The sequence below is a fragment of the Fundicoccus ignavus genome (genome assembly GCF_009659375.1).
GTDB classification, from domain to species: domain Bacteria; phylum Bacillota; class Bacilli; order Lactobacillales; family Aerococcaceae; genus Fundicoccus; species Fundicoccus ignavus.
On the sequence record NZ_WJQT01000029.1, the window covers coordinates 16,979 to 28,047 of the forward strand.

The 11,069-nt window shown below is 37.6% G+C and carries 9 protein-coding genes; 8 read left to right on the forward strand and 1 reads right to left on the reverse strand.

The genetic code is table 11. The features are described 5' to 3' along the window. The first annotated feature begins 96 nt into the window (after window positions 1–96). From xylA to GF867_RS12690, 8 genes are all read left to right on the forward strand, one after another. Window positions 97–1,401 (forward strand): xylose isomerase, encoded by a 1,305-nt coding sequence (gene xylA / locus GF867_RS12655; protein ID WP_153833456.1) that lies wholly within the window; start codon window positions 97–99, stop codon window positions 1,399–1,401. Between the two features lie 106 nt (window positions 1,402–1,507). Further along, complete coding sequence (locus GF867_RS12660; RefSeq protein WP_301538524.1) at window positions 1,508–3,115, forward strand: glycoside hydrolase family 43 protein; 1,608 nt, start codon at window positions 1,508–1,510, stop codon at window positions 3,113–3,115. 23 nt (window positions 3,116–3,138) lie between these two features. After that, window positions 3,139–4,440, forward strand: coding sequence for an ABC transporter substrate-binding protein (locus GF867_RS12665; RefSeq protein ID WP_153833458.1), 1,302 nt, complete (start codon window positions 3,139–3,141; stop codon window positions 4,438–4,440). Window positions 4,441–4,516: 76 nt separating this feature from the next. Next, entirely contained in the window at window positions 4,517–5,449 is a 933-nt protein-coding gene (locus tag GF867_RS12670) for a carbohydrate ABC transporter permease (RefSeq protein ID WP_153833459.1), read from the forward strand. A 4-nt stretch (window positions 5,450–5,453) separates the two neighbouring features. Then, entirely contained in the window at window positions 5,454–6,293 is an 840-nt protein-coding gene (locus tag GF867_RS12675; RefSeq protein ID WP_153833460.1) for a carbohydrate ABC transporter permease, read from the forward strand. Between the two features lie 25 nt (window positions 6,294–6,318). Continuing rightward, entirely contained in the window at window positions 6,319–7,818 is a 1,500-nt protein-coding gene (gene xylB / locus GF867_RS12680; protein WP_153833461.1) for a xylulokinase, read from the forward strand. A 126-nt stretch (window positions 7,819–7,944) separates the two neighbouring features. Further along, window positions 7,945–9,057: a glycosyltransferase gene (locus tag GF867_RS12685; protein ID WP_153833462.1), complete on the forward strand. Its 1,113-nt coding sequence runs from the start codon at window positions 7,945–7,947 to the stop codon at window positions 9,055–9,057. 154 nt (window positions 9,058–9,211) lie between these two features. Next, a complete protein-coding gene (locus GF867_RS12690; protein ID WP_153833463.1) occupies window positions 9,212–10,228 on the forward strand; it encodes an acyltransferase in 1,017 nt (338 codons plus the stop codon). A gap of 218 nt (window positions 10,229–10,446) precedes the next feature. Here GF867_RS12690 and GF867_RS12695 read toward each other — a convergent pair. Further along, on the reverse strand, window positions 10,447–11,069 hold a 623-nt coding region (locus tag GF867_RS12695; RefSeq protein ID WP_153832783.1), incomplete at its 5' end, for an IS3 family transposase.

Consider the following 11,069-nt stretch of genomic DNA (forward strand, 5'->3'; position numbering starts at 1 on the left):
TTGTAAAAAGTATTGACAAACTAAAATGATAACGTTATCATGTGGTTAGTTAAAAAAATTTACAAACCAAATAAACAATAATCAGGAGGCAGTAAAATGAGTTATTTTAATATTGACAAGATAAATTATGAAGGAACGACTTCATCAAACCCGTTTGCATTTCGTCATTACAATGCGGAGGAAGTAGTATTAGGTAAAACGATGAAAGAACATTTACGATTTGCCTTAGCTTACTGGCATACAATGACTCAAGAGGGTGATGACCCATTTGGATCAGGGACTAATCTACGTACATGGGAAGGGAAAACGCCACTTGAAACAGCCAAAAATCGTGTAGATGCCTTCTTTGAGCTATTAACAAAATTAGGTGTTGAGTATTTCTGTTTCCACGATGTGGATATCGCGCCTCAAGGTGAATCTTTAGAGGAATTCTTCGAAAACTTAGACATTATTACAGATATGATGAAAGAAAAAATGGATGAAACAGGCATCAAATTATTATGGAATACACAAAATGCATTCTCACATCCTCGCTATTTAAACGGTGCAGCAACTTCAAATAATGCAGATGTATTTGCTTATACTGCTGCTCAAGTTAAAAAGACACTAGATTTAAGCAAAAAGCTTGGTGGAGAGAACGTTGTATTCTGGGGTGGACGTGAAGGTTACGAATCTATTTTAAATACAAATATGGAATTAGAGTTAGATAACTTAGCAAGACTTTATAAAATGGCGATCGCCTACTCAGAAAAAATTGGTCACAAAGTTCAATTCTTAATTGAGCCAAAACCCAAAGAACCAATGACTCATCAATACGACTATGATGCAGCAACAGCTATGGCATTCTTACAGAAATATGGTTTAACAGACCATTTCAAATTGAATTTAGAAGGTAACCATGCAACGTTAGCCGGGCATACGTTTGAGCACGAATTACGTGTGGCGCGTTCCTACAATGCTTTAGGATCGATTGATGCGAACCATGCAGAAACAATGGTAGGATGGGATACAGATGAGTTCCCAACAAACGTATTAGACACAACATTAACAATGTATGAAATTTTAGAAAATGGTGGTATCGCACCTGGTGGTATCAACTTTGATGCTAAAGTACGTCGTACATCATTTGAAATGGATGACTTAGTGTTAGCGCATATCGCTGGTATGGATACTTATGCACGTGGTTTGAAAGGTGCAGCTAAGTTAAAAGAAGATAAATATTTTGAAAACTTAATTGCTGATCGTTACGCAAGCTATACAGAAGGAATTGGTGCGAAGATTGTTGCTGAAGAAGTGACTTTAGAATCGCTAACTGAATACGCTCTAGAAAACCAAAATATTCAGAATAAATCTAACCGTTTAGAGTACGTGAAATCACTATTAAATGATTATTTAGTTTAAAGAACATTTAGATAAGGTTGAACTTCGCTCAGTCATTCAAGCTGTGCGAAGTTTTCAGGGGTTTTGGTAAGCGCTTATATTTATGAATGGAGGAAAATACTAAATGATGATTCAAAATCCAGTTTTAAAAGGTTTTAATCCGGACCCATCCATTTTGAGGGTAGGAGATGATTATTATATTGCCGTTTCGACGTTTGAATGGTTTCCAGGTGTCGTTATCCATCACTCCAAAGATTTAAAAAATTGGCATCAAGTTTCAAGACCTTTGAAAACAACAGAATTATTAGATATGCGTGGTAATCCTGATTCCGGTGGTGTTTGGGCTCCACAGTTATCTTATGCCGATGGTAAATTTTGGTTAATTTACTCAGACGTCAAAGTTGTAAAGGGCCCTTGGAAAGATGTCACGAATTATTTGACAACTTGTGAAACAATTGATGGTGATTGGAGCAAACCAATCGAAATGAATCAATCTGGTTTTGACCCCTCATTATTTCATGATGATGATGGACGTAAATGGTTTGTCAATATGGTTTGGGATAATAGAGTAGGGCATCATAATTTTGCAGGTATTGCTTTGCAAGAATATGACCCTCAACAAGAGCGCTTAATCGGAGAACCTCAAATCATCTTTAAAGGGACAAACGTTAAGCTTGTTGAAGCCCCACATCTTTACAAAATTAATGGTTACTATTATTTGTTTACTGCAGAAGGCGGAACTTTATTCCATCATCAAGAAACTGTGGCGCGTTCTCGTAATTTGGAAGGTCCATATGAGGTTCATCCAGATAATCCGTTAATCACTTCTTTCCACCATCCGGAAATTCGTTTACAGAGGGCAGGACATGGTTCTTTAGTAGATACTCAAAATGGTGAGTGGTATTTTGCCCATTTAACTTCTCGTCCGTTGCCAGATGAGACCCAGAGTATATTAGATGATCGAGGTTATAGTCCATTAGGGCGTGAAACTGCAATTCAAAAAATTGAGTGGAATAATGATTGGCCTTATGTTGTAGGTGGAAATTATCCTAAAGATGAAGTAGAGATGCCAGATTTACCAGAAGTGACATGGCCATCGGATTATCCAATAGTTGATGATTTTGATGAAAGTACATTAAATCATCAGTGGAATACGGTTAGAATTCCATTTGATGAAAAGATGGGTAGCTTAACTGAACGTCCAGGCCATTTAAGATTAATAGGTGGAGGAAGTTTCCATAACCATTTCTCACATTCATTTGTTGCTAGAAGATGGCAAGCTCTAAATTTTGAAGCAGAAACGAAAGTAGCCGTTAACCCAATTTCATTCCAACAACAAGCTGGTTTGGTAGCTTATTATAATACAAGTAATTGGACGAGTATCCATGTAACTTGGGATCCAGAATTAGGAAGAGTAATTGATGTCTTACATTGTGATCGTGGAGAATTAGCTAGACCACTTCGCGAAATGGTACCCGTTCCAAATGAGGTTGAATATGTTTACTTTAGAGTAAACGTTGATCAAGCTGAATACTACTATAGCTATTCACTTGATGGAGAGAAATGGAATGTGATTGATACAACATTCGATTCTCGACAATTATCAGATGAATATGTAAGCCAAAAGGAAGGAGGATTTTTCACAGGCGCATTTATTGGTGTTAACTGTATTGATACATCGGGTAGAAAACTTGTCGCAGATTTTGATTATTTCCGTTATGAAGAACAAAATTAAAAAGAATGAGGAGTAACAAAATAATGAAGAAATTTAAAACTTTAGTTACAAATGTTTTGCTTGGGTCTTTAGTATTGAATAGTTTTGGCGCAACATCAGTTTTAGCACAGGAAGAAACTGAAAGTTTTGGATCAGGCGATAGAGTATTAGAAATTTGGTCGTTTACTAATGAAATCAATACGATGATTGAGGACTATTACATTATAGATAATCCTGAATTAGATTATACGATTGAAATTGTGAACATTCCTACTGCTGAATTTGAAGCTAAATTAGATCCAATTGTTGGAACTGATGCAGCACCTGATGTCATTCTTTTAGAGCAAAACTTTGTTAAAAAGTATGTTGAATCTGGATTAATGGCAGACTTGTCACAATTCGAAAATGTGACTGCTGGTTCTGAGAATACGTTAGATTATGTTAAAGGCATCGGAACAAGTTCAGCAGGTGTTTACTATGCAAACTCATGGCAAGCAGCTCCAGGAGCATTCTTCTACCGTGCTAGTATCGCGGAAGAATTATTAGGTATTACTGAACCAGAAGAGATGCAAGCAAAACTTGCAGATTGGGATGGATTCATTGAAACTGCTCGTGAAATTAATGAGGCTTCAAATGGAGAAGTTTACATGATTTCAGGAATCGATGACTTACGTTTTGCTTACTTAGGGACTCGTGAACAAGGCTGGGTAGTAGATGGTAAATTAGTAATTGATCCTAAAATGGATGAATTATTAGAGACGGCATTATTGATGAATGAAGAAGGCTTAATGCTGGATGCTCCACCTGAGTCTGAAGCATATTTCGGTGGAATGTCACAAGATGAAATTTTTGGCTATAGCTTACCATCTTGGGGCTTGCACTTCTGGTTAAAGCCTAATGGCGGCGAAGCAACTGAAGGCGACTGGCGTATGGTTGAAGGACCTAGTGCATACTTCCGTGGAGGTACATGGTTAGGTGCGATGGCAAACTCAGATATGTTAACTGAAGCATCAGATTTAGTTACTTACATTACAACTAACCCAGAATTCTTAACAGACTGGGCATTAGATACAGGTGATATTGTATCAGATGTGAACGTTGTAGAAGAAATTAAAGGGGAATATAGCGATGAATTCCTTGGCGGACAAAATCACTATGCTGCATTTGCAGACTTAGTTGGTAACATCAATGGTGAAATCATCACTGAATATGACCAAGCAATTAACGTATTATTTGTTGATCATGCATTAACTCCTTATTCAAAAGGTGAAGTAGATAAAGAAACTGCTATTAGCAACTTTAAAGCTCAAGTTCAAAATTCATTCCCGAATATTATTATTGAGTAAAATTTTATAAGGAAATTAATTGTAGGAGAATAATAGGTATCTATTATTCTTCTACTTCATTAAAGGAGCATCGATTATGGAAGTAAATGCAAGCAAGAAACCTGAAAAATATGCCAAAATAAAAGACATGAATAAATTTGGTTATTATTTTATCGCACCATTTTTTTTAGTCTTTATTATTTTTAACTTATACCCAACTTTAAATACAATCTATCTATCATTTTATAATATTGCAGGCTTTCAGACTGAAGGAACTTTTGTTGGTTTAATGAACTATACGAATTTACTAAAAAATAGTCTGTTTATTCAAGCGATAAAAAACACATTGGTATTGTGGACAATGAACTTCATACCGCAAATTGTTATTTCAATGATATTAGCTTATTGGTTTACCAATGCGCGACTTAAATTAAAAGGGCAAACATTCTTTAAAAGCGCCTTTTACTTACCTAATATTATCACTGCAGCATCAGTGGCCGTTATATTCTATGCTTTATTCAGTTATCCGAAAGGTCCAATTAACCTCTTACTAATTAATTTAGGAATTTTTGATGGTCCTTATGATTTCTTCAGAAATGTTGGATTTACACGTGGTCTAGTTTCGTTTATCCAATTCTGGATGTGGTATGGACAAACTGCTATCGTATTAGTGTCTGGTATCCTAAGTATTGATGCCTCTTTATATGAAGCTGCTGAAGTCGATGGTGCAACACCATGGCAATCCTTTAGAAAAATCACTCTACCACTATTGAAACCAATTACGCTCTATGTATTAATTACTTCTTTAGTTGGTGGTTTACAAATGTTTGATATTCCATTGTTACTAACGAATGGTGGGCCAAACGGTAGTGTAGAAACTGTTATGACCTATATTTATAAACAAGCTTTCCAAGGCGGACGTAATATCAGTATCGCTTCTGCTGCTTCAATTTATTTATTATTAATGACTATTGTCTTGAGCGTTGTGATTTTTATGCTAGTGCGAGACAAAAAAGAGAAGAAGGGTTGATAAGATGGAAGATATCAAAAAAATTAAAATGCAAAGAACATTGATTTATGTATTCTTTGGTTTTCTTACAATTCTAAGTATTATTCCATTTTGGATTGTTTTTGTGAATTCAACTCGAACAGCTGAACAAATTCAACAAGGAATGGCATTAATTCCAGGCAGTAGTTTTATTGATAACTGGAATATTTTGATGGATCGTGGCTTTAATATTTTTGAAGGTTACCGTAATAGCTTTACCATTGCGGGTGGTTCAACAATCTTAAGCATGTATTTTTCATGTTTAACTGCTTATGGCTTCACAGTTTATGATTTCAAAGGAAAGAAAGTAATGTTTTCGATTGTCCTCCTATTAATTATGTTGCCACCACAAGTTAATATGATTGGATTTTACCGCTTTATGGCTTCAGTTGGACTGTTGAACAGCTACATACCTTTAATTGTACCCGCTATTGCTTCAGCACCAACAGTATTCTTTATGAAACAGTATCTTGAAACCATTTACCATCCATCAATTGTTGATTCAGCAAGAATCGATGGGGCAGGGGAAATGAAAATTTTCCATCGCATCATTTTGCCTCAAATGATGCCAGCAATTGCGACGATGTCAATCTTTAGCTTCGTTCAATCATGGAATAACTTTTTAATGCCGTTAATTTTAATTAACGATCGTTCAAAATATACCTTACCAATGTTAGTGCAACTATTAACGACAGATACTTATACTACTGAATATGGTAGTTTATATCTAGGTGTATCACTTTCTGTTGTTCCATTGATCTTAGCGTACTTATTCTTATCAAAACGTATCATTGGTGGTGTAACTGCTGGTGGTGTGAAAATGTAAACTTTATGTCAGAGAGGATAATAATATGAGTTATGTATTAGGTTTAGATTTAGGCACGAGTTCTTTAAAAGGGTTGCTAGTTGACAAGGCTGGAACTGTGATTGGATCAGCATCAGCTGATTACCCTTTAATTCATGATCAGTCAGGTTATAGCGAGCAGCAGCCATCAGAATGGTTAACTGCGTGTGAAAAAGTAATTGAACAATTATCAGCGATAGTTAATGATTTTAAAACTAAGCTAGAAGGAATTTCTTTTTCTGGTCAGATGCATGGTTTGGTGTTGTTAGATGATGAGGGAAACGTATTACGTCCTTCAATACTATGGAATGATGTACGTAACTCACTAGAGTGTGAGCAAATTAATAGTCAATTTGGCGATCAAATTCTATCAATCACGCAAAATATAGCCAGAGAAGGATTCACTTTACCTAAAATATTGTGGGTACAAAAAAATGAGCCTGAAATATGGGATAAGGTAGCTAAAATATTACTCCCAAAAGACTATTTACGCTACTGGTTAACTGGGAATTATCACATGGACTATTCTGATGCCGCTGGAACATTGATGTTAGACGTAAAACATAAAAAATGGTCTGAAGCCATTCAAACAGAATATCACATTTCAGAAAATATTTTACCAACATTGATTGAGTCTTATGGTAATACTGGTAAATTGACTGAGGATCTAAAGGCAAAATTTGGATTTGAACATGATATCCAAATTTTTGCAGGTGGTGCAGATAATGCTGTGGCTGCTGTAGGATCGGGTATTCTTGATCATACGACGGGGATGGTAAGTATTGGCACATCAGGAGTATTTCTATCCTATGAAAATGATGCAGATGTTGATTACAAAGGTCAACTACATTTATTTAATCATGCGGATGACGCTTACTACTCAATGGGAGTTACATTAGCGGCAGGGCACAGCTTAACTTGGTTCAAAAACACATTTGCGACGGATAAATCATTTGAGGAATTATTAGCAAATATCGATTCAATTGAACCAGGATCAAAAGGATTATTATTTGCTCCCTATATCGTAGGTGAAAGAACCCCTTATACGGATGGTAAGATTCGCGGAAGTTTTATTGGAATGGACACGACACATACTTTAGATCATTTTGCGCGAGCTGTTTTAGAGGGGATTACGTTCTCACTGAAAGATTCTCAGTACTTAATGGAAACTGTCGCGAATAAAAAATTTGAGCGAATTATCTCTGTCGGTGGAGGTTCTAAAAATAATAACTGGTTACAAATCCAAGCGGATATCTTTAACACGCCGATTACGACTCTAATAGCTGATGAGGGACCTGGTATGGGAGCCGCTATGTTAGCAGCAGTGGGCTTAGGTTGGTATGATTCACTATTAGCTTGCAATAAAGCGTTTGTTGCTTACGGAGATACAGTTTATCCAAATCCTGATAATGTTGCGCAATACGCAGACATTTATGCAGAATATCAAAAAGTATATGCTGCTACAAAAGATATTTCACACAATTTAATTGATTTAGTTAATAAATAAAAATTGGTCGTCTTAACTACAGCATCTTTGTGGTTAAGGCGATTTTTTGTTATCTCAACAATCCATTTGTAATACAGCGTCATTCAAGGTAAAATAAGGTTTGAAAATTTACGAGGAGGTCGGACTATGCCTGACACTTACAAAGTGATTCACATTATGTCGGAATTCGGTGGAGGAATTTCGTCATTCATTTTAAACAAAGCAGAAGCACTAGTGAATCAAAACGTCAAAATGGATATTATTACCTTTGACACACCAAGTGAGCGCTTAGAGAATGCGATCAACCAAACGGGCGGACAGATTTACCGTGTGCCAAACCCGGTTAAAGAAAGCTTGCCGCAAGCAATTAAACAAACGAATGCGATTTTTAAACAGTTACCTAAAGATACATTGGTGCACTGTAATTATGGCATGGATTTAGGCATTATATTCTACTTAATTGCCAAGAAAAATGGTCTCAAGTTTGCGGTTCATGCCCATTCAGCCGAACCAGATAACATCAATGATTGGCGCCGTAAAGTGAATTGTTGGATGGCTGACTACAAACTTTCTTGTGGTTTAGGCGCAACTGCCAATGTCTTTGGGCCTAAAGCCAAAGATGTTGTACACATTCCCAACAGTATTAATGTTAACAACTTTATCAACCAATCTAATACTCCGAGGGATAAGGCAGAAATTTATGGTGAAGAGAATAAAGATAAATTCATCATTTCGCAAATCGCGCGCCTTCATGAAGTGAAGAATCACAAGTTTAGCTTGGAAATTATTGAAGAGCTCGCTAAAACTGATTTGGATTTCCTGTGGGTGTTGTTCGGTAAAGGCAAGTTGGAAGAGCAGATTAAGCAAGCGGTGAAGGATAAAGGTCTGGAACAATATGTGAAGTTTATGGGGCGCCGCGATGATATTTCGACACTGTACCCGACGATGGACTTAGTGGTTCTACCGTCACATTTCGAGGGTCTGTCAACGGTTGCTGTTGAAACTCAAGCTTCTGGTAAGAAGATTTTGTTATCGGATAACCAAACGCGTGAGACAGATTTAGGGTTAGGCTTGGCAGAATTTCTACCGATTGATGATGCGAAGCTTTGGGCGGATACGATTATGGCGAATCTTGAACCTACGAACGTGTCGCCGGCAATGATCCTGGAGCATTTCGAAGCCAAGAAATTCACGAACGAGGCTTCGGCCCAGTTGTATGTCGACTTCTTAGCAGGTAAAGTCACTTCTTACAAAATATGAATCTAGATACTCGAGGGTGCCACAAGCTGTGGTGCTCTTTTTTTGACGTTATGTCGGGTAGTATTTTGTCAATGTTATGAATTCTTAAACTCTTTATACTGGCATTGTGAAGCGAAGGGAGTATAATAAAGTTTCAGAAAGTAAGAGGTATAATATGAAGAGAAATTATTCGCTGGACTTGGTGAAGTTGATGGCGGCGTGGTTTGTGGTGATGGTGCATCATTTTAAACGGACGCCTTATATGGATATGAGTTTGACGACTGAGACGGCTTTTATCTTGACGAGTTTTATGAATTTATTGAACATATGTGTGCCGCTGTTCTTTATGACGACGGGCTATCTGTTGGCGAAACGTCAGCCGGATAAGCGTCATTACAAAGGTGTAATTGGTTTTCTGATTGAGTCGACGCTGTTGTTGACGGTGGCCTATTTCCTAAATCATACGTATAATGAGTTGCCGATGGGCGAAAAAGATTGGGCGAAGTTTGTGCTAAATCCGCCTTATTATGTAAGTTTCCATATTGGTTTGTATTTGTTGGCGCCTTATTTGAATCGTTTGATTGCTAGTTTGACTGATCGCGAAGAGCGCGGATTGATTGCGCTGATGACAGGCTTGGTCGCTATTCCAGCTTTTATGAAGGCTTTTGAAATTGAGTATTTCCACACTTTTATTCGTTCAGCTTATCCACTGGTTTACTACTTGTTGGGGAGCTACTTGCGTCGCCATCCTGATGCCTTGCGCCTTAAGCAGTGGCAAAAGTTGGCGGGGGCTGCTGGGGCATTAGTGCTGAACACAGTGGTGATTTTCTGGCTGGCCGAAGGAGGTGTCTATGATCCTTTCATTGGAACTTATGACGATATCTTGATTATTATCGCGACGGCCTTGATCTTTAGTTTCTTCCAGCAGTGGCAAGTACCTGATAATATTGGGTCGCGTACGGCAAGTTTTATGGCGCGTTATACGTTGGCCTACTATATTATGGGCGATTACTATTCCGATATTATCGCGCGCAATTTGGATTTTCTGCGCGTGAGTCGTAATGTCCGCATCGCCTTTCTTCAAACTCCAGTTGCGGGTCTGGTTTCGATAGGCGTAACGCTCGTGTTGGCGATTCCTGTTGCTTGGCTCGCCAAGTACGTGACCGCTAGAATTGAACCCTATTTCGCTTAAATTTTAATGGTGTTGAAATTGCGCTCCTAACTTTTTTAGTTGGAGCGCTTTGTTTGTGCCTCGAGCTTAAGGCGCTGGCTAGAGCTAGTGCTTCATTCTAGCCGAAAGTGTTGAAGTATCGGCTAGCAAAGGCGTAAATTGGACCCTTAGTCAAGGACATTTTTCAAAACGGCCTCTCTTTTTTTAAAACCTCCCTTTTATAAGGTTTAACCTTTAATTTACATTGCACTTTCATTCACATCACAAGTTCTGACTGCTGGAATTTCTGGTGTTTCAATTAAATCAGCTAATGGATAATAGCCTGTTGTCACAAATTCATAGTATTGACGAGGAGCTAATTTAGCTAAGCCCCATTGGTAGCGATCATGGTTGTAATAGTTCATATAGTGATCGATGGCTGCTTGTAATGCTTCAAATGTCTGGCATCCTGCGATATCTACTTCGTCTTTCATATGACCATAGAATGATTCTTGAGGGGCATTATCCCAACAGTTACCACGGCGAGACATCGATTGAATCAGGTCATGATCCTCAAGTAGTTCTTGGAATTTCATACTCGTGTAGTGTGAACCTTGATCTGAATGGATAATCGTCTCATGATTTAACGTCATGCCTTCTTCTTCAATTAACTGATTTATCGTGGCGAGGACGAATTCAACTTCTAAAGAAGCGCTGAGTTGGTACGCTAAGATTTCATTTGTATAAGCATCTTTTATGGTGGATAAATAAGCTCGCTTATCCTGACCATATAAGCAATAAGTAATGTCTGTTAATAAAACAGTTCGTGGACCAAAGGCTTTGAACTGTCGTTGAACGAGATTCGGTTTGATGGAATGTTCTT

Excerpts from the sequence above, each read along its gene's own strand:
- xylA (WP_153833456.1), top strand. The coding sequence starts at position 97 with ATGAGTTATTTTAATATTGACAAGATAAATTATGAAGGAACGACTTCA.
- GF867_RS12660 (WP_301538524.1), top strand. The coding sequence starts at position 1,508 with ATGATTCAAAATCCAGTTTTAAAAGGTTTTAATCCGGACCCATCCATT.
- GF867_RS12665 (WP_153833458.1), top strand. The coding sequence starts at position 3,139 with ATGAAGAAATTTAAAACTTTAGTTACAAATGTTTTGCTTGGGTCTTTA.
- GF867_RS12670 (WP_153833459.1), top strand. The coding sequence starts at position 4,517 with ATGGAAGTAAATGCAAGCAAGAAACCTGAAAAATATGCCAAAATAAAA.
- GF867_RS12675 (WP_153833460.1), top strand. The coding sequence starts at position 5,454 with ATGGAAGATATCAAAAAAATTAAAATGCAAAGAACATTGATTTATGTA.
- xylB (WP_153833461.1), top strand. The coding sequence starts at position 6,319 with ATGAGTTATGTATTAGGTTTAGATTTAGGCACGAGTTCTTTAAAAGGG.
- GF867_RS12685 (WP_153833462.1), top strand. The coding sequence starts at position 7,945 with ATGCCTGACACTTACAAAGTGATTCACATTATGTCGGAATTCGGTGGA.
- GF867_RS12690 (WP_153833463.1), top strand. The coding sequence starts at position 9,212 with ATGAAGAGAAATTATTCGCTGGACTTGGTGAAGTTGATGGCGGCGTGG.